Annotated in this window: 21 protein-coding genes and 2 pseudogenes; 12 read left to right on the top strand and 11 right to left on the bottom strand. The window is 72.7% G+C overall.

Annotated elements, in window-relative coordinates:
* Positions 1-1,461 (top strand): BamB-related PQQ repeat family beta-propellar protein (locus GTY56_RS03585; protein ID WP_161362374.1); only part of this gene is annotated, 1,461 nt, incomplete at its 5' end.
* 100 nt (positions 1,462-1,561) lie between these two features.
* On the opposite strand, the gene GTY56_RS03580 is transcribed toward GTY56_RS03585, so the two are convergent.
* From GTY56_RS03580 to GTY56_RS03565, 4 genes are read right to left on the bottom strand one after another with little or no spacing between them, the layout of a single operon-like run.
* Positions 1,562-2,566, bottom strand: coding sequence for an alpha/beta fold hydrolase (locus GTY56_RS03580; RefSeq protein ID WP_161362378.1), 1,005 nt, complete (start codon positions 2,564-2,566; stop codon positions 1,562-1,564).
* A 48-nt stretch (positions 2,567-2,614) separates the two neighbouring features.
* Positions 2,615-3,391, bottom strand: coding sequence for an enoyl-CoA hydratase/isomerase family protein (locus GTY56_RS03575; protein WP_161362373.1), 777 nt, complete (start codon positions 3,389-3,391; stop codon positions 2,615-2,617).
* Positions 3,388-3,801: a Zn-ribbon domain-containing OB-fold protein gene (locus tag GTY56_RS03570; protein ID WP_161362372.1), complete on the bottom strand. Its 414-nt coding sequence runs from the start codon at positions 3,799-3,801 to the stop codon at positions 3,388-3,390. Before GTY56_RS03570 ends, GTY56_RS03575 begins: the two co-directional genes overlap by 4 nt.
* Positions 3,802-3,811: 10 nt before the next feature.
* The gene (locus tag GTY56_RS03565) at positions 3,812-4,972 is read right to left on the bottom strand and encodes a lipid-transfer protein (protein WP_161362371.1); all 1,161 of its coding nucleotides are present in this window, start codon (positions 4,970-4,972) and stop codon (positions 3,812-3,814) included.
* Positions 4,973-5,069: 97 nt separating this feature from the next.
* Here GTY56_RS03565 and GTY56_RS03560 point away from each other — a divergent pair, with 97 nt between their 5' ends.
* Positions 5,070-6,677 (top strand): FadD3 family acyl-CoA ligase, encoded by a 1,608-nt coding sequence (locus tag GTY56_RS03560; protein ID WP_161362370.1) that lies wholly within the window; start codon positions 5,070-5,072, stop codon positions 6,675-6,677.
* On the opposite strand, the gene GTY56_RS03555 is transcribed toward GTY56_RS03560, so the two are convergent.
* Positions 6,667-7,593: an SMP-30/gluconolactonase/LRE family protein gene (locus tag GTY56_RS03555; protein ID WP_161362369.1), complete on the bottom strand. Its 927-nt coding sequence runs from the start codon at positions 7,591-7,593 to the stop codon at positions 6,667-6,669. The genes GTY56_RS03560 and GTY56_RS03555 overlap by 11 nt on opposite strands.
* 129 nt (positions 7,594-7,722) lie before the next feature.
* Between GTY56_RS03555 and GTY56_RS03550 the strand changes: the two genes are divergently transcribed.
* Positions 7,723-8,004, top strand: coding sequence for a hypothetical protein (locus GTY56_RS03550; protein WP_161362368.1), 282 nt, complete (start codon positions 7,723-7,725; stop codon positions 8,002-8,004).
* Positions 8,005-8,066: 62 nt separating this feature from the next.
* Positions 8,067-8,396: a hypothetical protein gene (locus GTY56_RS03545; RefSeq protein WP_346345404.1), complete on the top strand. Its 330-nt coding sequence runs from the start codon at positions 8,067-8,069 to the stop codon at positions 8,394-8,396.
* 85 nt (positions 8,397-8,481) lie between these two features.
* On the opposite strand, the gene GTY56_RS39760 is transcribed toward GTY56_RS03545, so the two are convergent.
* Positions 8,482-8,658 carry a hypothetical protein gene (locus GTY56_RS39760; protein WP_202509692.1) on the bottom strand — a complete coding sequence of 59 codons (177 nt, stop codon included), beginning with the start codon at positions 8,656-8,658 and terminating at the stop codon, positions 8,482-8,484.
* A gap of 217 nt (positions 8,659-8,875) precedes the next feature.
* A complete protein-coding gene (gene afsR, locus GTY56_RS03540; RefSeq protein WP_161362366.1) occupies positions 8,876-11,929 on the bottom strand; it encodes an SARP-family global regulator AfsR in 3,054 nt (1,017 codons plus the stop codon).
* Positions 11,930-12,157: 228 nt separating this feature from the next.
* Here afsR and GTY56_RS03535 point away from each other — a divergent pair, with 228 nt between their 5' ends.
* The 6 genes from GTY56_RS03535 (at position 12,158) to GTY56_RS03510 (ending at position 19,614) form a co-directional block, all read left to right on the top strand.
* On the top strand, positions 12,158-13,405 hold the full coding sequence (locus GTY56_RS03535) for an amidohydrolase family protein (protein WP_161362365.1): 1,248 nt from the start codon (positions 12,158-12,160) through the stop codon (positions 13,403-13,405).
* A gap of 14 nt (positions 13,406-13,419) precedes the next feature.
* A complete protein-coding gene (locus tag GTY56_RS03530; RefSeq protein WP_161362376.1) occupies positions 13,420-14,322 on the top strand; it encodes a TIGR03619 family F420-dependent LLM class oxidoreductase in 903 nt (300 codons plus the stop codon).
* Between the two features lie 9 nt (positions 14,323-14,331).
* Positions 14,332-15,102 (top strand): SDR family NAD(P)-dependent oxidoreductase, encoded by a 771-nt coding sequence (locus GTY56_RS03525; protein WP_161362364.1) that lies wholly within the window; start codon positions 14,332-14,334, stop codon positions 15,100-15,102.
* A 110-nt stretch (positions 15,103-15,212) separates the two neighbouring features.
* The gene (locus GTY56_RS03520; RefSeq protein WP_161362363.1) at positions 15,213-16,331 is read left to right on the top strand and encodes an LLM class flavin-dependent oxidoreductase; all 1,119 of its coding nucleotides are present in this window, start codon (positions 15,213-15,215) and stop codon (positions 16,329-16,331) included.
* Positions 16,332-16,435: 104 nt separating this feature from the next.
* Positions 16,436-18,166 carry an N-acyl-D-amino-acid deacylase family protein gene (locus GTY56_RS03515; protein ID WP_161362362.1) on the top strand — a complete coding sequence of 577 codons (1,731 nt, stop codon included), beginning with the start codon at positions 16,436-16,438 and terminating at the stop codon, positions 18,164-18,166.
* On the top strand, positions 18,163-19,614 hold the full coding sequence (locus tag GTY56_RS03510) for an aldehyde dehydrogenase family protein (protein ID WP_161362361.1): 1,452 nt from the start codon (positions 18,163-18,165) through the stop codon (positions 19,612-19,614). The genes GTY56_RS03515 and GTY56_RS03510 overlap by 4 nt, the downstream gene beginning before the upstream one ends.
* A gap of 20 nt (positions 19,615-19,634) precedes the next feature.
* On the opposite strand, the gene GTY56_RS03505 is transcribed toward GTY56_RS03510, so the two are convergent.
* Complete coding sequence (locus GTY56_RS03505; RefSeq protein ID WP_161362359.1) at positions 19,635-20,027, bottom strand: nitroreductase/quinone reductase family protein; 393 nt, start codon at positions 20,025-20,027, stop codon at positions 19,635-19,637.
* 153 nt (positions 20,028-20,180) lie between these two features.
* Positions 20,181-20,426, bottom strand: a pseudogene (tnpA, locus tag GTY56_RS03500) (IS200/IS605 family transposase); the annotation flags it as partial.
* A 22-nt stretch (positions 20,427-20,448) separates the two neighbouring features.
* Here tnpA and GTY56_RS03495 point away from each other — a divergent pair.
* Both GTY56_RS03495 and GTY56_RS03490 read left to right on the top strand, forming a co-directional pair.
* Positions 20,449-20,934, top strand: a pseudogene (locus GTY56_RS03495) (transposase); the annotation flags it as partial.
* Positions 20,935-21,060: 126 nt separating this feature from the next.
* The gene (locus GTY56_RS03490) at positions 21,061-21,894 is read left to right on the top strand and encodes an endonuclease/exonuclease/phosphatase family protein (protein ID WP_161362357.1); all 834 of its coding nucleotides are present in this window, start codon (positions 21,061-21,063) and stop codon (positions 21,892-21,894) included.
* A gap of 49 nt (positions 21,895-21,943) precedes the next feature.
* Here the strand turns inward: GTY56_RS03490 and GTY56_RS03485 are convergent, their stop codons facing one another.
* Entirely contained in the window at positions 21,944-22,150 is a 207-nt protein-coding gene (locus GTY56_RS03485) for a hypothetical protein (protein WP_161362355.1), read from the bottom strand.
* Positions 22,151-22,587: 437 nt separating this feature from the next.
* Positions 22,588-24,099: a CehA/McbA family metallohydrolase gene (locus GTY56_RS03480; RefSeq protein WP_161362353.1), complete on the bottom strand. Its 1,512-nt coding sequence runs from the start codon at positions 24,097-24,099 to the stop codon at positions 22,588-22,590.
* Positions 24,100-24,449: the final 350 nt, after the last annotated feature.

Below are 24,449 nucleotides of genomic sequence, written 5' to 3'. Positions count from 1 at the left end.
GGCGGCGGACGCCCCGCGCCGGGCCCGGCACCCATCCCGCCCCCGCCCGCGCACGACCCGGTCGTCCCGGCGCCCGCGCCTTCCCCCGATCGGGGAGGTGCCCCCAGCGGCCCCGACACCGGCCCCGTCCGCCTCGCCGGCGCCAAGGTGCCCATCGGCCCGGGCCCGCGCGTCGCGGACGTACGCGCCGCCGCCGTGCAGGCACCGGCGCCGGAGGCCGCCCTCGCCGCCTCCTGGTCCAAGCCGCGCCCCGGCGTCAACGGCACGGACCCCGCCGTCGGCCCCGCCGTCGCCGCGCCCCCGGCCCCGGCCGCGCCGCCCGAGCAGGCCGGCGGCTGGCGGCCCTGGCGCTTCCGCATGTCCAACGACGTCTGGGGCACGCCCTCGGTCGCCGGCGACCTGGTGTACGTCACCTCCTTCGAGGTGCACGCGCTGGACGTGGCCACCGGCCGCCGCCGCTTCAAGACCCGGGACGTCGCCTGGTCCATGGCGGTCGCGGACGGCCGCATCCACGCCTCCGACGGGCCCACGCTGTTCGCCCTGGACGCCCGTGAGGGTGCCGACCTCTGGCGCCTCCAGACGGACGCCTGGGTGTACTCGCTCAAGGCCGACCGCGGCACCGTCGTCACCGGCACCCGCGGCGGCGGCGCCCAGGGCTGGGAGGCCTCCAGCGGCCAGAAGCTGTGGGAGGTCACCGGCTGCCAGTCGGACTTCGAGTCCCCCGAGGCAGGACCGGCCCTGCACGACGGCACGGTCTACGTGTGGCAGGACGCCCGGCTGCGCGCCCTGGACGCCCGCACCGGCGACGAGCGCTGGTCGTATCCGATCGGCGACGCGGCCTCCTGCGGCGGCGTCCCCATCCGGCTCACCCCGGCCACCGACGGCTACGTCTACGTCTGCGCCGGCACCCGCGTCCTCGCCCTGGACGTGGCCGCCGGGCACGTGAAGTGGCACTTCGAGGCACCGGCCGTGTTCCTCTGCCCGCCCACCTTCGTCCCCGGCCCGGCGGTCACGGGCGGCGGCATCTACCTCGCCGACTACCTCGGCACGGTCTACGCCCTCGACGCCACCGACGGCCGCGACCGCTGGCGCATCGCCACCGAGGCCCGCTCCTGCGTCGACCCCGTCCTGGTCGCCGCGGGACACGTCCACGTGGGCAGCGGCAAGGGCCTCTACACCCTCGACGCGGTCACCGGCACGCCCAAGTGGCGCTTCCAGGCCGGCGGCGACATCGTCGGCGCCCCCTCGGTCGCCGAGGGCCGCATCCACTTCGGCTCCACCGACCACCTGCTCTACACCCTGAAGGCCGACGACGGCCGGCTGCGCTGGAAACTCGCCACCGGCGGCGAGATCACCGGCTCCCCGGTCGTCCGGGACGGGGTGGTGTACGCGTGCAGCAAGGACCGCTGCGTGTACGCACTGGACGCGGAGAAGGGCACGGGCACGGCGCGCACCGCCTGACCCGCCCGGGACGGCCGTCGTCCCGGCGTACGGAAGGGGTGCTCCGGACGGCGGCCGCCGCTCGCCGGGGAACGGCCGTGCACCGCTCCCCTCCACGACGCTACGCCGGGTACGGGCCGGTCGCCACGCCACGGGCGGCCCGGCCCGCGGTGCGGCGGTCCCGCAGTTCCGTCAGGAAGTCGATCAGCGCCTCGTTCACCTCGGCGGGCCGCTCCTGCTGCGTCCAGTGGCCGCAGCCCGGCAGCACGAGCGGCTTGCGGCGCAGGTCCGGCATCAGGTCCGGCAGCCGCTCGATCAGTTCCGGCGTCCCCGGGAAGGCCGGGACCAGGTCGCGGTCGCCGTACACGTACAGGGCGGGCGGGGTGACGACCGCGCCCTGCCAGGGGGCCGTCAGCTCCCAGTTGCGGTCCAGGTTGCGGTACCAGTTGAGCGCGCCGGTGAACCCCGGCGCGAAACTCTCGGTGAGCACGTCGAGGTCCTGCTCGGTGAGCCACCCGGGCAGCACCTCGGGGTCCGGCGCGTCCGTGAGCCAGCCGCGCTCCGGGTCGACCAGGGCCTGCTCGGGACGCCCGGCGTCCGGCGCGTCACCGGAGGCGGAGTACAGCAGCTTGCGCAGGGTCGTGCGGGTGTCGGCGGCGAACTCGGCGTCCGCGGCCCCCGGCCGGCTGAAGTAGTTCCAGTAGAAGCGGCCCCCGAACCGCTCCTGCATGGCCTGGAGCGGAGGCCGGCTCCCGCGGAACGGCGGCGGCACGCTCAGCCCGGCCACCCCGCGCACCACGTCCGGCCGCAGCAGCGCGGTGTGCCAGGCGACGGGGGCGCCCCAGTCGTGCCCGACGACGAACGCCCGCTCCTCGCCCAGCGCGTGGACCAGCCCGACCACGTCCCCCACCAGGTGGAGGATGCTGTACGCGGCCACGTCCTTGGGGCGGTCGCTGCCGCCGTACCCGCGCTGGTCGGGCGCGACCACCCGGAAACCGGCCTCGGCCAGCGGCCCGAACTGGTGCCGCCAGGAGTGCCAGGACTCCGGGAAACCGTGCAGCAGCACCACGAGTGGGCCCTCGCCCTGCTCCGCGATGTGCAGTCGTATGCCATTGACGTCGATCATCCGATGCTCAACCACGCCCCGAGCATACGGGTGTAGGGGTAAACGACTTCACTCGCGCAACCGGTACTCCCGCGCCCGCCCGGCGAACAACCGCGCCTGCCGCTCGCCCGTCGCGTTCCCGAGTGCGATGAGATGCGGGGCCTGTGCGAACCCCTGCGCGCGCCCCGCCGCACTCGCGGCCCACAGCGCCCGCACGGTCCCCTGCACGGCCTCGGTCGGATACCCGGCGAGGACGGCGGCACACGCCGTCGCCGCCCCCAACGCCTCCCCCTCCGGCACGAGTTCCGACACCAGCCCGATCTCGTACGCCCGCCGTGCCGAGATCCGCTCCGCCGTCCCCATCAGCGCCATCCGTGCGACCTCGCCGTAGGGCATGCGCTGTGCCATGAGGACGGACTCGTAGGCGCTGACCATGCCGTAGGTGGTGTGCGGGTCGAAGAAGGCGGCGGTGGTGTCGGCGACGACGAACTCCGCCTCGCCGAGCAGGTAGAAGGCCCCTCCGCAGGCCATGCCGTGCACGGCGGCGACGACCGGTTTCCACAGGTCGTTCGCCTTCGGCCCGATCCCGAGCAGCGGATCGTCCTGCGCGTAGGGCGAGTTCGGCTGCGGCACGACGGCGTCCCGGTCGATGCCGGTGCAGAAGGCGCGCCCCCCCGCCCCGGTGAGGACGATCGCCCGCACCGCGTCGTCGAAGCGCAACTCCTGCCAGGTGGAGACCAGTTCGTCGGCCATGGCGAGGTCGACGGCATTGAGCCGCCCGGGCCGGTCGAGCGTCACGACGGCGACCCCGCTGTCCCGGTCGGCCCGTACGAGCACACCGCTCATGACCGCTCCGGGACCCACTGGGGAAGGCCGTCGTGGAAGACGGCCCGCACCCGGGCGCCGATGCGCAGACGCTCCGGCGGCAGGGAGCCGAGGGGCTGCCCGGCCCCGGTGACCAGATTCCCCACCAGCCGGATCCGGGGCGCCTCGTCCAGCTCGACGACGACCACGTTGTACGGCGCCTGCGCGGCGTAGTCGGGCAGCAGCGGCGGATGGGCGACGACGTACGACCAGACCCGGCCCCGGCCGGACACCGGACGCCACTCGCTCGCGAAGGACTGGCAGTGCGGGCAGCAGGGCCGGGGCGGGAAGCGGAGTTCTCCGCAGTCGCCGCAGGCCTGGACGCGGAGTTCGCCCTGGGCGGCGTGCTCCCAGAAGGGGGCGCCGTCGGCGTCGGGGACGGGACGCAGCATGGGGTGCTCCTCAACTCCTCAGCAGCAGGGCGGAGGTCGGGACCCCCTCGCCCGCCGTGACCAGACAGACGGAGGCGCCCGGCACCTGCGCGGTACTGGTGCCGCGCAGTTGCCTGACCCCCTCGTTGATGAGGTTGAAGCCGTGCACGTAGGCCTCGGACAGCCCGCCCCCGCCGGTGTTCAGCGGCAGCAGCCCGCCGGTCTCCAGCGCCCCGCCCTCGGTGAACGCCCCGCCCTCACCGCGCCCGCAGAAGCCGTAGCCCTCCAGGGAGAGCAGGACCAGGGGCGTGAAGGCGTCGTAGATCTGGGCGACGTCGACGTCCTCGGGGGTCAGGTCGGAGTGTTTCCACAGATGCCGGGCGGCGCTCCAGGCGGGGCCGGTGAGGGGGTCGTCGTTCCAGTAGTTGACCATGCCGTGGTGCTGGGCGGGGAGCGACTGGGCGGCGGAATGGACGTAGACGGGCCTGCGCCGGCAGTCGCGGGCCCGCTCGGCGGAGACCACGACACAGGCCAGCGCCCCGTCCGTCTCCAGGCAGTTGTCGAAGAGGCAGAGCGGCTCACTGATCCAGCGGGAGGTCATGTACATCTCGCGGGTCAGGGGCCGGTCGTACATGATCGCGGCGGGGTTCTGGTTGGCCCGGTTGCGGCAGGCCAGGGCGACGTTGAACAGGTGGTCGCGGGTGGCGCCGTACTCGTGCATGTAGCGGCGGGTGAGCATCGCGATCTCGTCGGCCGGCCTCAGCAGCCCGAACGGCCGGGTCCACTGGGCCGGGGTCGGGAGCTGCACGGTGGTGTTGGTCCAGGGCCGGGGCCCGCTGCCCCGCTTGCGGGACCGCCAGGCGACCCCGACGTTCGCCTGCCCGGCGGTGATGGCGGCGGCGAGATGGGCGACGGTGGCGCACGAACCGCCGCCGCCGAAGCCGACCTTGCTGAAGAAGGTGAGGTCGCCGAAGCCGCAGGCCTTCGCCAGCTCCACCTCGTCGGTCTCCTCCATGGTGTAGGAGGCGAGGGCGTCGACCTCACCGGGCGCGATCCCCGCGTCGTCGAGGGCGGCCAGGACGGCCCGGCAGGCGAGGGTGCGTTCGTCCTCGGGGAGCCGTTTGGCGAAGGGCGTCTGGCCTGTTCCGACGATGGCGGTGGCGTCCTTGAGGCCTCCCGATCCTGCTGCCATGCTGCGCGCACCTCCGGGCCCGAACGGTCGCTGACAGGTCGTCAGATTACAGATAATCTGACGGGCAGTCAGCTCCTACGTCACCGGGAGGCGCGCTGTGCGGGCGGATACGGCATGGGGAAGCGTTCCGGAACTGGTCAGGACGGCGGCCGAGCAGTATGCGGACGTCGAGGCGGTCGTCGAGGGCCGGACCCGCGTCACCTACGCGGAACTGGGCGCACGGGTCGAGCGCGCGGCGGCGGCCTGCATGGCGACCGGCGTCGGACCGGGCGACCGGGTCGCCATCTGGGCCCCGAACACGCTCGACTGGATCGTCGCAGCACTGGGAGCGGTCTCCGCCGGTGCGGTGCTCGTGCCGCTGAACACCCGGTTCAAGGGCGCCGAAGCGGCGGACGTGCTGCGCCGCAGCCGCACCCGGCTGCTGTTCGTCACCGGCACGTTCCTCGGCACCTCGTACGTGGCGTCCCTGCGGCGGGCGGCCGGAGACGGCCCGGGCGCCGGCCCGCTGCCCGGCCTGCCGGCGCTGCGGCACGCGGTCGTTCTCTCGGAGGACGCCCCGGCCGGCTTCCTGACCTGGAAGGACTTCCTGGCGAGCGGGGAGGGCACGGGGGCGGCGGACGTCCGCGAAAGGTCCGCGGCCGTGCAGGGGACCTGGCCCTCGGACATCATCTTCACCTCGGGCACGACGGGCCGCCCCAAGGGAGCCGTCATCACCCACGACCAGACGCTGCGGGCGTACGGCATCTGGAGCGACCTGGCAGGCCTCACCAGGGGCGACCGCTACCTGATCGTCAACCCCTTCTTCCACACCTTCGGCTACAAGGCCGGCGTGATCGCCTGCCTCATGCGGGGCGCGACGATGATCCCCCAGCCGGTCTTCAACGTGACCACGGTCCTCGCCAACCTCGCCGCCGAGCGGATCTCCGTACTCCCCGGCCCCCCGACCCTCCTCCAGTCCCTCCTGGACCACCCCGCCCGCGACGCCCACGACCTGAGGGCCCTGCGCCTGGTGGTGACGGGAGCGGCGGTGGTGCCGCTGCGCCTGGTCGAGCGGCTGCGCACCGAACTCGGCATCGGCACGGTCCTCACCGCCTACGGCCTCTCCGAGGCGAGCGGTGTCGTCACGATGTGCCGGCGCGGCGACGACCCGACGGTGATCGCGTCCACGTCGGGCCGGGCCATCCCCGGCACGGAGGTACGGGTCGTCGACCCCGAGGGCCGGCCCCTGCCCCCCGGCCTGCCCGGCGAGGTCCTGGTGCGCGGCTTCCACGTCATGGGCGGCTACTACGAGGACGAGCGGGCCACCGCCGAGGTGCTCACGCCGGACGGCTGGCTGCGCACCGGCGACGTCGGCGTCCTCGACCCCGCGGGCAACCTGCGCATCACCGACCGCCTCAAGGACATGTTCATCGTCGGCGGCTTCAACGCCTACCCCGCCGAGATAGAGCAGCTTCTGGGCCTCCACCCGGACGTGGCGGACGTGGCGGTGATCGGCGTACCGGACGCCCGGCTCGGGGAGGTCGGCAGGGCCTACGTCGTACGGCGCCCCGGCGCCCTGCTGACCGCCGACGACCTGATCGCCTGGTCCCGCAGGGAGATGGCGAACTACAAGGTCCCCAGAACCGTCCGGTTCGTCGCGGAACTGCCGCGCAACGCGAGCGGGAAGGTCGTGAAGGGCGCCCTGCGGGATCCGGTCACCGGCTGACCGGCAGGGCCGGGGTGCCGGTGACGGACATCATCAGGGAGTACAGGGTGGTGTCGGCCGCGATGAACAGGCGGTTGCGCCGGGCGCCGCCGAAGCGGACGTTGGCGACGGTGCCCGGCACCAGGATGCGGCCGATCAGCGTGCCGTCGGGGTCGTAGCAGTGCACGCCCCCGGCCATCGCGGCGGCCCAGAGCCGCCCCCGGTCGTCGAAGCGGATGTTGTCGAAGTTGCCGTTGGCGCACGTGGCGAAGACATCGCCGCCGGACAGGCTGCTGCCGTCCTCGCCGACGTCGAAGACGCGGATGTGGTTGGCGACGCTGTCCGACACGTACAACTGCCGCTCGTCCGGCGAGAAGACCAGCCCGTTCGGTCCCTGGAAACCGTCGGCGGCCAGCCGCACCTCGCCGGTCGTGGGGTCGACGCGGTAGACGTTGCGGGCGCCGATCTCGCTCTCGGCGCGATGCCCCTCGTAGTCGGTGGCGATCCCGAACTCCGGGTCGGAGAACCAGATCGACCCGTCCGACTTCACGACGGCGTCGTTCGGGCTGTTGAGCCGCTTGCCCCGGAACCGCTCGGCGAGCACGGTGACCGAGCCGTCGTGCTCGGTCCGGGTCACCCGCCGGTTGCCCTGCTCGCAGGTGATGAGGCGGCCCTGGCCGTCCAGGGTGCTGCCGTTCGGGTAGCCGGCGGGGGAGCGGAACACCCCGACGGCCCCGGTGGTCTCGTCCCACCGCAGCAACCGGTCGTTCGGGATGTCGCTCCACACGAGGTACCGCCCGGCGGGCACGTACACCGGCCCCTCGGCCCACCGGCATCCCTCGTACAGCGTCTCCAGCCGCGAGTCCCCCGCCTGACACCTGCCCGTCCGGAACCGCTCGTCGAGGGTTTCGTAGAGATGGGGCTGCTCGCCGGGCATGGGGGCCGCCTTCGGGCTCGGGAGGGTGATCTCGGACCCACTATGGCGCGCCGAGGCCGACGGCGCACACGCCGGGCCGACGGCGCACACGCCGGGCCGACGGCGCTCGGGGCGGGTATGGTAATTGGTATGGCAACGAAGAAGTACACCGTGACGCTGCCGGAGGAGCTCGCCGAGGAGATCCGGCAGGAAGTCGGGTCCGGCGGCTTCAGCGCCTATGTGACGAAGGCCGTAGAGCGCCAGCGGGAGCAGGACCGGCTGGGAGAGCTGGTGACCCGGCTCGAGCACGAGCACGGCTCTGTCACCGCGGCGGAGCTCGCGTCGGCCGAGGCCGAGCGCAGGGAGTTCGAGCGCCACTTCACCCAGCAGGGCACGGAGACCGGCGAGCGGGACCGGAGGGCGAGCCGGTAGTGCCGTCCTGCTACGTGCTGGACTGCGAGGCGCTGTCCCGGGCCGTTCTGGGTGACCGGGTGATGCTCGCGCGGCTCAAGGACGCGCACCGCTCCGGGATCCGCGTCGTGACCAGCTCGATGACGCTGATCGAGGCTTACCACGGCCGGGTGAAGCGTGCGGCCTGGGCGTGGGCGATGTCGCGTGTCGTGGTGGAACCCGTGACACGCGAGGTCGCCGACGCCGCCGTCACCCTCCTCCAGGAAACGGGTCTGCACGGCCACAAGTACGCGATCGACGCGGCCCTGGCCGTGATCGCGGGCCGGCAGCCCGGGGGCGTGGTGCTCTTCACGTCCGACGAGGACGACATGGGAAAGCTGTGCGGGCCGGGCGTGCGGGTCGTTTCGCTGTGACGTGACGCCACCTGCCCGCGGACACACCTCGGCCGCGACGGCTCCCCCTCCGCGCCGCCGCGGCCGATCCCCGTGTACCGGTGGCTTACTTCGTCGGCTTGAAAGGCTCCGACGTGGCGTGCAGGTCCTTCGTCTCCAGCGGCTCGTCCGTGGCGTGCAGGTCCTGCTTCTTGACGGCGCCCTCTTCCGTGGCGTGCAGGTCCTCGGTCTTGAGCGGCTCGCCGGTGGCGTGCAGGTCCTGCGGCTTGAGTTCGTCGCCCATGATCGTCAACTCCCCTTGGTGTGGAACAGGCAGTGATGTCGGCGGGCCCGCCCGGTCACTCCCCCGAGGATGACCGGGCAGGCCCGCCCGGGCCCGCTGGACTTCGAACATCGCAGCGGGGCCCGTGCAGTGACCCGTCTGCCCCCCGACGCGACGGATCGACTGCGTCCATGATGGCGTGGGGGGATAAACGATTGATGAACGCCCCGATCGCCGCTCAGGCCGCCTGCACCGGGGACAGCAGCGCACGCACCTCGGCGGCCTCGGGCGAGCCCAGCTCCTCGTAGATGCCGGCCGCTTCCTGCCAGCAGACCTGGGCCCGGCCGGTCTGGCCGATGCCGCTGAGCGCGCGCCCGAGGACCGTGAGGACGTTGCCCCGCCGCCACTCCCCGCCGATCCCGCGCAGCACGGTGAGCGCCATCTCGGCGTTGGCGGCCGCCCGCGCCGCGCGCCGGGCGGCGAGATCCACCTCGGCCAGCCGGAACAGGCTCATGCCCTCCCAGAGGCGCTGCCTGCTGTCGCGGAACACCTCCACGGCCTCCTGGAGCCGGGCGGCCGCGTTGCCCAGTTCGCCGCTCTGGGTGAGGGCGAGCCCGAGGGCGTAGCGGGCGTTCGCCCCGCGCATCGAGTTGCCCATGGCGTCGTAGATGTCGATGCCCTCCTGGGCGAGCGCGACCGCGCTCTGGGTCCGCCCGGTCGCCAGGTGGATCCGGGAGAGGTTGCACAGCGCGGCGGCCTCGCCCGGGCGGTCGCCCAGGGCCCGGAAGTGCTCGATGGCCCGGGAGAGGTGCTCCTCGCCGTCCGTGTGGCGGTTCTGGTACAGGGCGATGATGCCGCGGGCGTTGCGCGCCCAGCAGACGGGGAGCAGGTCGTCGGACTCCTGCGCGAGGCGGATGGCCCGTTCCGCCTCCTCCTCGGCCCGTTCGAAACGGCCGCCCACATGGTGGACGTTGACCAGCGTCATCAGCGCCCGTGCCTCCGCCCGCCCCAGGCCGTGCGAGCGGGCCGCGCGGACCAGTGCCTCGGCCGTCGCCTCGTACTCCTTGGAGTTGGCCCCCGACTCGGACAGGTCGTGCGCGGCCCACAGCATGTCGATCGCCCGGGGGAGGGTCTCCGGCCGCCCCGCGGACTGCCGTACGCAGGCGAGGAGGCAGATGGCCTCCGCGTACAGCCAGTCCTGCGCCGCGTGCCGGTCGTCGAAGCGCAGCCCCGGGTACGAGGTGGGCTCCAGGTGGTCGACCAGCCGGTCGCCCGGCCGCTCGATCGCGTACACGCCCGCCGCGGACGCCAGGTAGAAGTCCAGCAGCCGGGACAGCGCCGATCCCCGCTCGCTCGGGGGCAGTTCGTCCCGTTCGGCGCAGGCACGCGCGTAGAGCCGGACCAGGTCGTGGAAGCGGTAGCGGCCGGGGGCGGCCGATTCCAGGAGGGAGGTGTCCACGAGGGACTCCAGCAGGTCCTCCGTGTCCTCGACGGGGAGGTCCAGGACCGCCGCCGCCGCGGCGAGGGAGATGTCGGGGCCGTCCGCGAGGCCCAGCAGGCGGAACGCGCGGGCCTGGGCCGGTTCCAGCTGGCCGTAGCCGAGTTCGAAGGTGGCCTTGACGGCCAGGTCGCCGGCCTGGAGTTCGTCCAGGCGGCGGCGCTCGTCGGCGAGCTTCGCCGCGAGGACGGACACCGTCCAGGTGCGGCGGGCCGCCAGGCGGGACGCCGCGATGCGGATGGCCAGCGGGAGGAAGCCGCACGCCGCCACGACGTCCAGGGCGGCCGTCCGCTCGGACGCCACCCGCTCCTCGCCCACGATCTTCGTGAACAGCGCCAGCGCCTCGTCCGGGGACATCACGTCCAGGTCGATCAGGTGGGCGCCCGCCAGGTCCACCATCCGCGTGCGGGAGGTGACCAGCGCGGCGCAGCCGTCCGTGCCGGGCAGCAGGGGACGCACCTGGGCGGCGTCCCGGGCGTTGTCCAGCAGGACCAGCACCCGGCGTCCGGCCAGGACCGAGCGGTAGAGGGCCGCGCGCTCCTCCAGGGAGTCGGGGATCGCCGAGTCGGCCGTGCCGAGGGCCCGCAGGAAGGACCCCAGGACCGTCTCCGGCTCCGCCGCCCGGGCGCCCGCGCCCTGCAGGTCGACGTAGAGCTGCCCGTCCGGGAACGCCGTGCGTGCCTGGTGGGCCACGTGCACCGCGAGGGTGGTCTTGCCGACGCCGCCGATCCCGGCCAGGGCGGAGACCGCCATGACCCGGCCCTCGGCCGAGGCGAGGATGTCGCCCAGTTCACGGACGAACGCCGAGCGGCCGGTGAAGTCCGGGACGGTGGCGGGCAGTTGTGCGGGGCGCACCGGGACCGCGGCCGGCTCGGGGGCCGGGGAGGAGGGCTCCGCGAGCCCCGGGTCCGCCTGGAGGATCCGCTGCTGGAGCTCGCTCAGGCCGGGGCGCGGGTCCACGCCGAGTTCGTCGGCGAGCAGGCGGCGGGTGTCGGCGTACACGGCCAGCGCCTCGGCCTGGCGGCCGCTGCGGTAGAGGGCCAGCATCAGCAGCTCGCGCAGCCGCTCGCGCAGCGGATGGGCCGCGGTGAGGGCCGTGAGCTCGGAGACGGCCTCGGCGTGGCAGCCCTGCTCCAGGTCCATGTCCAGGCGGGATTCGAGGAGTTGCAGCCGCCATTCCTCCAGTCGCACCCGCTGGGCCTCCGCGTACGGGCCGGGCACTCCTGCCAGGGTCTCCCCGTCCCACAGGGCGAGGGCGCGGCGCAGGGTGTCGCGGGCGTGGCAGAGGTCGCCTGCGGAGCGGGCCTTCTCCGCCTCGGTCGCCAGGTCCTGGGCGACGGCGAGGTCCAGGGCGCCCTCGGCGAGACCGCGGACCGCGTAGCCGCCGGACTCGCTGACCAGGACGGGGCCGGTGCCGCCCGGCCGGCGTCCCTCGCCACCCCGGTCCAGCACCTTGCGCAGGCGGGAGGCGTACGTCCGTACCGCCGCCAGCGCCTGCGAGGGCGATTCCTCGCCCCACAGGGCGTCGATCAGCTCCGCCGCCGTGGCCGTCCGGCCCTCGCGCAGCAGCAGGGCGGCGAGCAGGGCGCGTTGCTGGGGGGATCCGGTGGCGACCGGCTCGTCACCGCGCCAGGCGCGCACGGGGCCGAGCACACTGAAGCGCAGGCTCGCGGACTCGGCGGGCCCTTCCGGCCGCTGCGGCCCGGTCGTCGCCGCCGGCTCCGCCGATGACGGCGTGGAGTCGAAACGCCGCTGCTCCGGTACGCGCGGCACACCGGTCGGTACACCGTCCATGCAGTCCCCCTAGACATCCTGAGCAACCACGCCAGTTTGCCTTGTTGACGGCGGATACGTCAGCCGTGGGAGACGCCGATCACAGGGGGGCACACGGGCGTCCATGAAGTCTGCACAGTCTCTCCGCACGCGCGCGCGGCCGGGCCGACCGGATCACGCCATCGCGTCCGGAAGCAGCCCTCGCCCATCCAGCTGACGCCCCGTCAGATCAGCGCTACCGTGAGCGCCATGGACACCCACGACAGCACGTTTCCGCTGATCATCTCCGTGGACGACCACACCGTGGAGCCCGCGGGCGTCTGGCAGGACCGGCTTCCGGGGAAGTACCGGGGTGTCGGACCCCGGATCGTCCGGGCCCCCGTCAAGGAGATGACGTTCCTCGGAGGCCGCTTCAAGCCGGTCATGGGGCAGCCCGGGGACGACGGGCCCGTCGGGGACTGGTGGGTCTACGAGGATCTGCGGCGGCCCCTGACCCGGCTCGACACCGCCGTCGGATACGACAGGGACGAGATCCGGCTGGAGGTCATCACCTACGAGCAGATGCGCCCCGGGTCCTACGACGTCGCCGAGCGGCTCGCCGACATGGACGTCAACCACGTCCAGTCCGCCCTCTGCTTCCCGACGTTCCCGCGCTTCTGCGGCCAGACCTTCACCGAGGCGAAGGACCACGAGCTGGGCCTGCTCTGCGTACGGGCCTACAACGACTGGATGGTGCAGGAGTGGTGCGGCCCGGACGCGCAGGGGCGGCTCATCCCCCTGCCCATCGTCCCGCTGTGGGACGCCGGGCTGGCGGCGGCCGAGGTCCGGCGCAACGCCGCACGCGGGGTCCGTGCCGTCGCCTTCTCCGAGATACCGCCGTTCCTCGGGCTGCCCTCGATCCACACCGACGGCTGGGACCCGTTCCTCCAGGCCTGTGACGAGACCGGCACCGTCATCGCCATGCACATCGGCTCCAGCAGCCGCATGCCGTCCACCTCCGCCGACGCCCCGCCCGCCGTCGGCTCCACCATCACCTACGCCAACTGCTGCTTCTCCATGGTCGACTGGCTGATGAGCGGCAAGTTCGAGCGGTTCCCGAACCTGAAGGTCATGTACGCCGAGGGGCAGATCGGCTGGATCCCCTACATCCTGGAGCGGGCCGACGTGGTGTGGGAGGAGAACCGCGGCTGGGGCGGAGTCGCCGACAAGGTGCACCGGCCGCCGTCCGAGCTGTTCGCGGAGCACGTGTACGGCTGCTTCTTCGACGACGCCTTCGGCCTGCGCAACCTCGACTCCATCGGCGTCGGCAACGTCCTCTACGAGACCGACTACCCGCACTCCGACTCCACCTGGCCCAAGTCCCGCGAGGTCGGCGAGGCGCAGATGGGGCATCTGGCGGCAGACGCGGTCGAGCGGATCGTGCGCGGCAACGCCATCGAGCTGCTCGGGCTCACCCCCGAGGGCCTGTGGCCGGGCGGCGGCGGTGGTGCGCGGTGAGCCTGCGGTACGGGATGCAGCTCCCCGTCCAGTCGCAGAGCACCCTCTACGCCGAGGCGTGGGAGGCGGAGGCCGGACCGGACGACCTGCTTCGGATCGCCCGCGCCGCCGACCGGGCCGGATTCGACTACCTGGCCGGTTGTGATCACGTCGGCATCCCGCGCCGGCTGGCCGCCGCGATGAGCACCGTCTGGTACGACCCCGTCGCCACCCTCGCCTTCCTCGCCGCCGCCACCGAACGCGTCCGGCTGCTCAGCCACGTCGCGATCGTCGGGCTGCGCCACCCCCTGCTCACCGCCAAGCAGTACGCCACCCTCGACCACCTCAGCGGGGGCCGGCTGGTCCTCGGGGTCGGCGCCGGTCACGTCCAGGAGGAGTTCGAGGCCCTGGGCGTCGACTTCCGCGGACGCGGCGCCGTGCTGGACGAGTGCCTCGACGCCCTGCGCGCTGCCCTGGGACCCGACGAGTTCCCCGAGCACCACGGCAAGCTGTACGACTTCGAGGGGCTCGGACAGCGGCCCCGGCCGGCGCAGGACCGGGTTCCCGTCTGGGTCGGGGGGAGTTCCCCCGCCGCCGTACGCCGGGCCGCGCTCAAGGGCGACGGGTGGCTGCCGCAAGGGGACCCGAGGGACCGGCTGCCCGGGCAGATCGCCCGGCTCAGGGAACTGCGCGAGCAGGCCGGTGCGCGGAACCCGTTCACCGTGGGCGCCATCGCCGAGCCGCTGTACGTCGGCACGCCCCGCTGGGAGGTGGGACGCCGCACCCTCACCGGCGGGCCGCGGGAGCTCGCCGAGTCGCTGCGGGCGTACCGGGCGATGGGCGTGCACCAGATCCAGGTGCGGTTCCGCAGCCGGAGCCGCAGCGAACTCACCGACCAGATCGCGGCGTTCGGCGCCGAGGTCGCCCCCGAGCTGTGAGGAGACCCCATGGGCAAGCTCGACGGACGCGTCGTCATCGTCACCGGCGCCGCACGCGGCCAGGGCGAACAGGAGGCCCGGCTGTTCGCGGCCGAGGGGGCCCGGGTGGTCCTCACGGACGTGCTCGACGACCGGGGCGAGGCCCTCGCGAAGGAGATCGGCGCGCGGTACGTCCATCTGGACGTGGGGCGGGAGGACGACTGGCAGGCCGCCGTCACGGCGACCAAGGACGCGTACGGCCACGTCGACGGACTCGTCAACAACGCCGGCATCCTGCGCTTCAACTCCCTCCTCGACACACCCCTCGACGAGTTCATGCAGGTCGTGCAGGTCAACCAGGTGGGCTGCTTCCTCGGCATGAAGACGGTCGCCCCGGAGATGGCCGACGGGGGGACCATCGTCAACACCGCCTCCTACACGGGCCTGACCGGGATGGCCGCGGTGGGTGCCTACGCGGCGACCAAGCACGCCGTGGTCGGCCTGACCCGGGTCGCCGCCCTGGAACTGGCCGGGCGGGGTATCCGCGTCAACGCCGTCTGCCCGGGGGCCGTCGACACGGCGATGTCCAACCCGGCCCGGCTCGACCCGGACGCCGACCCGGAGGAGACGGCGCGCGGCCTCGACCGGCTGTACCGCGGGCTCGTGCCGCTGGGCAGGGTCGGGCGGCCCGAGGAGGTGGCCCGGCTCGCACTGTTCCTGACCTCGGAGGACTCGTCGTACATCACGGGGCAGCCGTTCGTGATCGACGGCGGGTGGCTGGCCGGCGTCAGTGTCATCTGACAGCGCTAGCTGACGAGGCGTCAGCTATTGACGGCCCCGGAGGCCGGTGGAACAGTCGGAGCCATAAATCTGACGGTCCGTCAGAACTGACCGTGGGGCGGTGAACCTCCTTGGAATTCGGCATCTTCGTTCAGGGATACGTCGGCAAACGGGCCGAAACCGACCCGCTCGCCGAGCACAAGGCGCTCATGGAGGAGACCGAGTACGTCATCCAGGCCGACAAGTCCGGCTTCAAGTACGCCTGGGCCTCCGAACACCACTTCCTGGACGAGTACTCGCACCTGTCCGCCAACGACGTCTTCCTCGGGTACCTGGCGCACGCGACCGAGCGGATCCATCTCGGCTCGGGGATCTTCAACCCGCTCGCCCCGGTCAACCACCCGGTGAAGGTCGCCGAGAAGGTCGCCATGCTCGACCACCTCAGCGGCAACCGCTTCGAGTTCGGCAGCGGGCGGGGCGCCGGGTCCCACGAGATCCTCGGGTTCATGCCGGGGGTCACCGACATGAACCACACCAAGGAACTCTGGGAGGAGACCATCGCAGAGTTCCCCAGGATGTGGCTCCAGGAGGAGTACCAGGGCTTCCAGGGCAAGCACTGGTCGCTGCCGCCGAGGAAGGTCCTGCCGAAGCCGTACGGCGGCTCGCACCCGGCCATGTGGTACGCCGCCGGGTCGCCCCCGTCGTACGCCATGGCCGCGAAGAAGGGACTCGGCGTGCTCGGCTTCAGCGTGCAGAAGGTCTCCGACATGGAGTGGGTGCTGGAGCAGTACAAGACGGCGATCGTGGACGCGGAGCCGGTCGGGGCGTTCGTCAACGACAACGTGATGGTGACGACCACGGCGATCTGCGCGCCGACCCATGCGGAAGCCGTGCGGATCGCCGCGAGCGGGGGGCTGCACTATCTGCCCTCGCTGGTGTTCCGGTACCACGACACCTTCCCGAGGCCCGAGGGGTTCCCGGTGTGGCCGGAGACGTTGCCGGAGTACACCGAGGAGTTCGTGGAGGTGCTGATCGAGGAGGAGTTGCTGATCTGCGGGGATCCCGACGAGGTGCTGCGGCAGTGCAAGCGGTGGGAGCAGGCCGGGGCGGACCAGTTGAGTTTCGGGCTGCCGGTGGGGGTGCCGAAGGAGGAGACCCTTCAGACGATCCGGCTGGTCGGGGAGCACGTGATCCCCAAGATCGACACGGATCCCGTGCATCGGACGACCCGTTTCCGGCAGAGCGCGTAATCGCCGTAAAGCCGCGGGCCGGCCGGCGAGTGCGGGCGGTTCATGGCCTGTCGCGCAGTTCCCCGCGCCCCTTGGGGGCATCCAGCTCGAGGAGTTGAGTGGGCATGCTCGATCACGTCATCAAGGGTGTGACCGTCGTGGACGGGACGGGCACTCCCGCATTCACCGCTGACGTCGGCCTCAAGGACGGGCGGATCGCCGTCATCGGTCAGGTGATCCAGGAGGCCCGCACCGCCGAGGACGCTCACGGCCTCGTCCTCACCCCCGGCTTCGTCGACCCCCACACCCACTACGACGCCCAGCTCTTCTGGGATCCGTACGCCACCCCCTCGCTCAACCACGGGGTCACCACCGTCGCCGGCGGGAACTGCGGGTTCACGCTGGCGCCGCTGCATCCGGACCGGCCCGAGGACGCCGACTACACGCGCCGGATGATGTCCCGGGTCGAAGGCATGGCACTGGTGGCGCTGGAGGAGGGAGCGCCCTGGAACTGGCATTCGTTCGGGGAGTACCTGGACGCCCTGGAGGGACGGATCGCCGTCAACGCCGGATTCATGGTGGGGCACTGTGCGCTGCGGCGGTACGTCATGGGGCCGGCCGCGGTGGGCGGGCAGCCGAGCCAGGAGCAGCTCGCCGCGATGGTGCGACTGCTGCGGGAGGCCATGGACGCCGGGGCGTGGGGGCTGTCCACGACCCAGTCGAGCAGTCACTCCGACGGGGACGGACAGCCCGTCGCCTCACGGCATGCCCAGCCGGCCGAGCTGCTGGCGCTGTCGCGGGCCGTGGGGGAGTGCGAGGGCACGCAGATCGAGGCGATCGTCGCGGGCTGTCTTGACCAGTTCAGCGACGCGGAGATCGACCTGTTCGTGGAGATGAGCGCGGTGGCGGGGCGGCCGCTGAACTGGAACGTGCTGACGATCGACGCGGCCGTTCCCGAGCGTGTGCCCCGGCAGCTGCTCGCGAGCGAGCAGGCACGGAAGGCGGGCGGCAGGGTCGTGGCGCTCACCATGCCGATCCTCACCCCCATGAACATGTCGCTGGGCACGTTCTGCGCGCTCAATCTGATCCCCGGCTGGGGGCCGGTGCTCGGACTGCCCGTCCCCGAGCGGATCGAGAAGCTGCGCGACCCGGACGTGCGGGCCGAACTGCTGCGGCGGGCGACCTCGAAGGAGGCGGGGGTCTTCCGCCGCCTCGCGAACTTCGGCCGGTACGTCGTCGGCGACACCTACAGCGAGGCGAACGCCGGACTGACCGGGCGCGTGGTGAAGGACATCGCCGAGGAGCGCGGGCAGGAGCCCTTCGCCTGCCTGGTGGAGATCTGCGCCAACGACGGGCTGCGCACGGTGCTGTGGCCGATGCCGGCCGACAACGACCCGGCGTCCTGGGCGCTGCGCGCTCAGACCTGGCAGCACGAGGACGTGCTGTTGGGCGGGTCCGACGCGGGCGCCCACCTGGACCGGATGTGCGGGGCGCCGTACACGACCCGGTTCCTCGGGGACTGCCTGCGGGGCCGGAAGCTCGTCGGTCTGGAGCAGGCCGTGAAGATGCTCACCGACGACCCGGCCCGGCTCTTCGGGCTGCGCGAGCGGGGGCAGGTGCGGGAGGGCTGGCACGCGGACCTGGTGCTGCTCGACCCGGAGCGGATCGACGCGGGCCCGGCCACCCTGGTGCACGACCTGCCGGGCGACAGCCCGCGCCTGGACTCCCGGGCGCTGGGGGTGCGGGCCGTGTGGGTCAACGGGGTCGTGGCGATCCGGGACGACGTGGTGACCGGGGCGGTCCCGGGCCGGGTGCTCCGCTCGGGGCGGGACACCGAGACGGTGAGCACACGGTGACGGCACGGCAGCCGCTGTTCGTCGGCGGCTCCTGGGTGGAGCCGGACGGCGGGCACTACGAGGTGATCGGCCCGGCGGGCGAGGAGACCGTCGGCTGGGCGCCGGAAGCCTCGCGGGACCAGGTGCTCGCGGCCTGTGCGGAGGCCCGCGAGGCCTTCGGGCCGTGGTCGCGCACCGCACCGGAGGAGCGGGCCGCGGTCCTCGGCCGGGCGGCGGGGATCATCGCCGGCCGGCTGACGGAGTACGCGGAGCTGGCCAGGGCCGAGAGCGGAGCGACCTTCGGCACCGCACGCGGCATGCAGGTCGGCGTCGCCGCCGCCCGCTTCCGGCGCTACGCGCGCGTGGAGCCCGCCGAATGGGCGATCACGCCCCAGATCAACGAGGCCGGGCCGATGGGGAAGGCCGGTGTCATGGGCGCCCTGGCCGTCCGGCAGCCCGTCGGGGTCGTCACCTGTATCACCTCGTACAACAACCCCTGGGCCAACCCGGCCGGAAAGGTCGCGCCCGCCCTGGCCATGGGCAACACGGTCGTGGTGAAGCCGGCGCCGCAGGATCCGCTGTCGGTCTACCGGATGGCCGGGGCGCTTCAGGAGGCGGGCGTCCCACCGGGCGTGGTGAACGTCGTCTCCGGCCGGTCGACGGGGGTCGGTGAGGCGGCCGTGGCGTCGCCGGACGTCGACATGGTCAGCTTCACCGGCTCCACGGCGGTCGGGCAGCGCATCGCCGAGGTCTGCGGGCGCGACATGAAACGGCAGTTGATGGAGCTGGGCGGGAAGGGCGCCGCGGTCGTCTTCGACGACGCCGACCTCCGCTCGGCCGTCGCCGGGATCGGGACCACCTTCTCCTTCTACAGCGGCCAGATCTGCACGGCACCGACGCGCGTCCTGGCACAGCGCGGCATCCACGACCGGCTGGTGGAAGAACTGGCCGCCTACGCGGACCGGTTGAAGATCGGGGACCCGCGAGAGCCGGACACCGTGGTCGGGCCGGTGATCTCGGCGGCCCACCGGGACCGGGTGGAGTCGTACGTCGAACTGGGGCGCAAGGAAGGCGCAGTGGTGGTGGCGGGCGGCGAACGCCCGGATCTGCCCCGTGGCTTCTACGTGGCGCCGACCCTCCTGGCGGACTGCACCCACGACATGCGTGTGGTCCGGGAGGAGATCTTCGGGCCGGTGGTGGCCGTCGTCCCCTTCGACGACGAGGAGGAGGGCATCGCGCTCGCCAACGCCACCGACTACGGCCTCATCGACTACGTCTGGTCGGGCGACGTGGCCCGGGCCTTCCGGGTGGCCCGGCGGCTGCGGGCCGGAGGCGTCGGGGTCAACACCGTCGGACGGAACATGGAGGCGCCCTTCGGTGGCTTCAAGAAGAGCGGCGTCGGCCGGGACGTCGGCTCCTACGCGCTGCACGCCTACAGCGAGGTGCAGGCGATCGTCTGGCCCGGGTGAGCCGGCCCGGGTGAGGTCCCTCAGCCGTCCAGGTCCACCCGCACCGTCAGCAGGTCCGTCCCCAGGGCCCGCACCCCCAGGCTGTTGATCCGCGGCAGCCCCCGCAGCCGCGCCACCGGATCGTCCTGCGGCATCAGATGGGCGGTGCCCTCGTGCCAGCGCCCGCGGATCCGCACCCGCACCCGCGGGTCTGCCATGATGTTGCGCACGTACTGCGACCGTTCGCCGAACTCCGACACCAGCCAGAAGGAGCCGCCGACGCGGCGCCCGCCCACCGGTGTCCTGCGGGGCAGTCCGGAGACACGGCCCGTCGTCTCCAGGACCGTCTGGAGGGGCAGGCGACGCAGGAACGGGTTGAGGCGGCGCTGGACGGCGGTGGTCGTGCGGAACCTCAGGTCGGTGCGGCGGGACATCGGCTGCGGGTCTCCTTCGCACGAAGCGCTCACGGTTTCTGCAAGGATTCTGCTTCAACGTGATCTAGCAAGGAATCCCATCCCTTCAGGGCTCGGGAGGAATTGCTTCTTCAGGTGCTCTGACCCGCGCGGGCGCACGGGTCTGCACTGTCGTCAGTCGGGACGCTTCTGGTTCTCGATGTACTCCTTCACCACGGCGAGTGGTGCGCCTCCGGCAGAGGCCGCGAAGTAGGACGGGGACCAGAAGTGGTCGCCCCACATATACCGCTTGATGTGGTCGGCGTACTCCTTGCGGAGGTAGTGCGCGGAGACGCCCTTGAGACTGCCGACCGGGGCGGACAGTTTGACCTGCGGTGGGTAGTGGATGAGCAGGTGGACGTGATCGGCTTCGCCGTTGAAACTCGCGCAGTTCGGCGTTTGAGCCAAGCTCCAGAAGAAGGGCACCAAGAGCGCGAAGCGCCGACTGAAGGAGCGCTCCCGCCGCGAGGCGCGGCACGTGAAAAACACCAACCACATCATCTCGAAGAAGATCGTGACCGAGGCTGAACGCACCTCGCGCGGGATCGCCCTGGAAGACCTGGGCGGCATCCGGCACAGGGCACGGCTGAAAAAGCCCCAACGGGTCACGCTCTACTCCTGGGCCTTCGCCCAGCTCGGCCAGTTCGTCGAGTACAAGGCCCGCCGTGCCGGCGTCCCGCTGGTGTACGTCGATCCGGCATACACCAGCCAGGAATGCGCCGACTGCCACCACATCGAGACGGCCAACCGGGTCGATCAGGCCCGCTTTGTCTGCCGGGGGTGCGGGGTCGTTGCCCACGCCGACCGGAATGCTTCCCGCACGATCGCCCACCGTGGCGAGAACGCGTGGAATGCGGGGCGTGAGTCACGCGTCCCTGCCACCCCATAGCGGGATGTCTGGACGGAGGAGCCAACCCAGCAGCCAGTTGGGCACTACCTCCAAGCCTGGCCCTTGAGGGCTCGGGTGAAGTTGACTGATCCCCCACGCGGCAACGAGGAGAGCGGGTAGCTGCGGATGCGGATCGTGAGCTGGAACCTGTGGTGGCGCTTCGGGCCGTGGCAGACGCGGCAGAAGGCGATCCTCACGGCCCTGCGGGAGCTGCGGCCCGACATCGTCGGATTGCAGGAGGTGTGGGCGGCCGACGGCGAGAACCTCGCCGAGTGGCTCGCCGGTGAGCTGGGCCTGCACTGTGCCTATGGCGCCTCGCCCGCTCCGGAGCGCTGGCAGCGGCGGATCGGGGACCCGACGGTCGGCATAGGCAACGCCGTCCTGAGCCGGTGGCCGGTCGTCGACCAGGACGTGCTCCCGCTGCCCGCACCGGCCGACACGGACGACGGCCGCCTCGCCCTCTACGCCCGGCTGGCCGCCCCAGGTCACGAAGTGCCCTTCTTCACCGCCCACTTCACCTCCGCCCCGGCCGCTTCGGCGGTCCGCTGCGACCAGGCCGCCGCACTCGCCGCCTTCGTGGCCCGGCACCGCGGCGACACCCTCTTCCCGCCGGTCGTCACCGGCGATCTCAACGCCTGGCCCGACTCCGACGAGGTCCGCCTCCTCGGCGGCTACAAGACCGCCCCGGCCGTACCCGGCCAGGTGCTCCTCGACGCGTGGGAGTACGCCGCCCCGGCCGCCCCCGCCGCCACCTGGGACACGGCCAACCCGTACGTGGCACGCACCCTGGAGCCCAGCGCGCGCATCGACTACATCCACGTGGGCCCGCCCGGCCCCGGCGGACAGGGCCACGTCCGTGCCGTACGGCGTGCCTGCGACGCCCCGGTCGACGGGGTGTGGCCCTCCGACCACGCGGCGGTCGTCGCGGACCTGGCGGACGGGCCGGGCCCCGCGGTGTGACGGCCTGCGCCGCGCGGGCTGGGGCCGTCGAGGCGGGCTGTGGCAGGCATCAGGTCCAGCCACATGCGTTCGTGATCAGCAGGCCCACGGTCGCCGTCGCTACGAAGGCCCCGCCTCCGGTGAGGAAGGCACCGGGCAGTGCGGCACCGCCAGCGGTTGCGAGCAGCCCCGCGACCATGGCGGCGATAACAGCCACCAGAACGACGATCAGAACGATCAGGCGCTTCTGCCCGGTGGGCGCAGCGGTGGAACTCACCTTCAGATCTGCCTTCCATGGAAGATTTGGTAGCCAGATCTGTCAGCAACCTCGCACAGGGCAGCCTCAACCTGGCTACCCGGGTACGGGAGCCGAAGTTGAGATCTGCCGGCGTCAGATGCTCAATGCGAGTACGTCGATCCCCGTCCATGCATCCCCGCTGCGAACGCCTCTCAGGACGCTCACTCCCCCAACCCATCTCTGGAGGCACGGAGGCACCCGCTGTGCAGCTTTGGGTGCGGCACAGTCGTTTGGCTCGGTACTTCCTGCTGGGCCGACGTGGAATCCGGCAGGTGTACCGAGGGTCACAGGCTCCCGACGAAGGGACCCCGCGGACTTCCGGTTGCGCATTCCCACCCACTCGCGCCGTTGGGTGGCAGCACATTGACCGTACCACTTTTGGTTGCAACGCGTGGAGCGAACAGGAGAGTTGGCGCTCATCGCGACGTTCCCAGGAAGACCGGATTGGTGAACGCCGCCAGCGGCCCCGGCAGCGGGCCCGCCGCCGCCTCGTGGCGCAGTTCGGCCCGTACGTACGCCGCGTACGACGGCGTCGTGCGCCACTCGACCACGCCCGAGCCGGCCACCGGCAGCGGGGCGCCGGTGTGGACGACGCCCTGGTCGGTGACGAGGCGGACCGTGCAGCGGGGGGCGCCGGTGACCTCCAGGCGGACGGTGACCGGGGTGTCGCGGCCGACGGTGAGCCGCTCGCCGATGCCCGCGTGCTCGCCGCGTCCCCCGGACGCCCGCAGCGACAGCGCGACCCTCGCGGACTCGGCGACGTAGGAGCGTCCCGCCCGGATGCCCTCCTGGACGGCCTCCCGGGTCAGGTCGTCGGCGAGGACGACCGTCTGGGGGCTGCCCACCGCGTCCGGGGAGCGGTGCGCGTCGCTGCTGCCCATGGCCGGGATCCAGTCGCGCCCGTCCCGCACGGACGCCACCAGCATGCTGTCCCAGTCGGCCAGCGCCACCTCGTCGTCGGGCGTGTAGGGGCCGTTCCACACCTCGATCGCGTCCGCCTCGCCGAAGCCGAACTTCCAGTTGCAGCCGATGCAGGTGGCGTGCGGGTGGGCCGGGACGACCAGGCCGCCGGCGCGGCGGATCTGCCGGGCGAACCGGCCGAAGCGGTTGTCACGGGCCCGGTAGCGCCAGTCGACGAAGGTGCCCGGGTCGGTGCCGAGCGCGACGACGTGCCCGTTCCTGGTCGTGACCTCCTCGCCCAGCATGACGAGCAGGTCGTCCCCGGCCACGTCGGCCCAGTGCGCGTGCGCCGCGTGCGTGTTGTGCTCGGAGGAGTTGATGAAGTCCAGGCCCGCCGCCCGGGCCAGTTCCCCGATCTCGGCGGGGGTGCGGCGGCCGTCGGAGTGCCAGGAGTGCAGATGGCAGTCGCCCCGGTACCAGGCCCGCCCCCGCCCCTTGGCCCGTTCCGGCGGATACACCGGCTGCGCGGCCTCGCCCGGCTCCCCGTACGTCAGCGTGATCGTGATCTCGTACGACAGGCCCTGCGGGGCGACCGTGTACGGGCCGAGCGCGATGTGCCAGGTGCCCTCGCGCACCGGGCCGGGGAGGTAGCCGGGCGTCGCGTCGTCCGCGCGGATGAAGAACTCCGTGCGCGCCCCGCCCGACCAGCCGCGGAAGCCCCGGCCGCCCAGTTCGGTGCCGCGGTCGTCGAAGACGCCGATGTCGAGGGCGTTGCCCAGGGTGCCGGCCGGGACCGACGGTCGGTCGTAGGTGTAGGCGACCTTCAGCTCCCGGACCCCGGCCGGGACCTCGACGGGCACGTACACGAAGTCCGGGGAACCGGGCGGCAGCGTGCCGCGCACGGTCCTGCTCTCCTGGTCCCCGTCGGCCGCGGAAGCGAAGCTCACGCTTCCCAAAGTAAGCGCGGCCGCCGCTCCCGTCATGAACAGAGCGCGCCGGCCGAGCCCGCCATGGCTGTCCTCGCACATGCTGCTGCTCCCCAGGTGTCGTCGGTGACGTGGCACGGGTGGTGCGGGGTGGTGCCTGCGCATCCTTGTAGTCAGCCGTGAACAGGCATGCAAGGGAGGGGAATTGGACTGCGGGCGGCAGGAGAACAGGCCGCGCGGGCCGGGGACGCCCGGTGACCGTCCCGTCGGACCTGCCCGGCCAGGTCCCCGCCACCGCCGCTACGCGATGCCGGCGGCGGTCCTGGCCGAGTCCGTCCTGCCGGCCGGCGCGTTCGGCCCCGGCCCCGGCCCCGGCCCCGGCCCCGGCCCCGGCCCCGGCCCCGGCCCCGGCCCCGGCCCCGGCCCCGGCCCCGGCCCCGGCCCCGGCCCCG

This window comes from Streptomyces sp. SID5643 (assembly GCF_009872555.1).
In the GTDB taxonomy this organism is placed as follows: Bacteria; Actinomycetota; Actinomycetes; order Streptomycetales; family Streptomycetaceae; genus Streptomyces; species Streptomyces iakyrus.
The sequence above is the reverse complement of the archived record's forward strand: the minus strand, read 5'-3'. Positions and strand labels throughout refer to the sequence as shown.

Excerpts from the sequence above, each read along its gene's own strand:
- GTY56_RS03580 (WP_161362378.1), bottom strand. The coding sequence starts at position 2,566 with ATGATCGACGTCAATGGCATACGACTGCACATCGCGGAGCAGGGCGAG.
- GTY56_RS03480 (WP_161362353.1), bottom strand. The coding sequence starts at position 24,099 with ATGTGCGAGGACAGCCATGGCGGGCTCGGCCGGCGCGCTCTGTTCATG.
- GTY56_RS03505 (WP_161362359.1), bottom strand. The coding sequence starts at position 20,027 with ATGTCCCGCCGCACCGACCTGAGGTTCCGCACGACCACCGCCGTCCAG.
- GTY56_RS03525 (WP_161362364.1), top strand. The coding sequence starts at position 14,332 with ATGGGCAAGCTCGACGGACGCGTCGTCATCGTCACCGGCGCCGCACGC.
- GTY56_RS03570 (WP_161362372.1), bottom strand. The coding sequence starts at position 3,801 with ATGCTGCGTCCCGTCCCCGACGCCGACGGCGCCCCCTTCTGGGAGCAC.
- GTY56_RS03535 (WP_161362365.1), top strand. The coding sequence starts at position 12,158 with ATGGACACCCACGACAGCACGTTTCCGCTGATCATCTCCGTGGACGAC.
- GTY56_RS03565 (WP_161362371.1), bottom strand. The coding sequence starts at position 4,972 with ATGGCAGCAGGATCGGGAGGCCTCAAGGACGCCACCGCCATCGTCGGA.
- GTY56_RS03515 (WP_161362362.1), top strand. The coding sequence starts at position 16,436 with ATGCTCGATCACGTCATCAAGGGTGTGACCGTCGTGGACGGGACGGGC.
- GTY56_RS03490 (WP_161362357.1), top strand. The coding sequence starts at position 21,061 with ATGCGGATCGTGAGCTGGAACCTGTGGTGGCGCTTCGGGCCGTGGCAG.
- GTY56_RS03530 (WP_161362376.1), top strand. The coding sequence starts at position 13,420 with ATGCAGCTCCCCGTCCAGTCGCAGAGCACCCTCTACGCCGAGGCGTGG.
- GTY56_RS03550 (WP_161362368.1), top strand. The coding sequence starts at position 7,723 with ATGGCAACGAAGAAGTACACCGTGACGCTGCCGGAGGAGCTCGCCGAG.
- afsR (WP_161362366.1), bottom strand. The coding sequence starts at position 11,929 with ATGGACGGTGTACCGACCGGTGTGCCGCGCGTACCGGAGCAGCGGCGT.
- GTY56_RS03545 (WP_346345404.1), top strand. The coding sequence starts at position 8,067 with ATGCTCGCGCGGCTCAAGGACGCGCACCGCTCCGGGATCCGCGTCGTG.
- GTY56_RS03575 (WP_161362373.1), bottom strand. The coding sequence starts at position 3,391 with ATGAGCGGTGTGCTCGTACGGGCCGACCGGGACAGCGGGGTCGCCGTC.
- GTY56_RS03555 (WP_161362369.1), bottom strand. The coding sequence starts at position 7,593 with ATGCCCGGCGAGCAGCCCCATCTCTACGAAACCCTCGACGAGCGGTTC.
- GTY56_RS39760 (WP_202509692.1), bottom strand. The coding sequence starts at position 8,658 with ATGGGCGACGAACTCAAGCCGCAGGACCTGCACGCCACCGGCGAGCCG.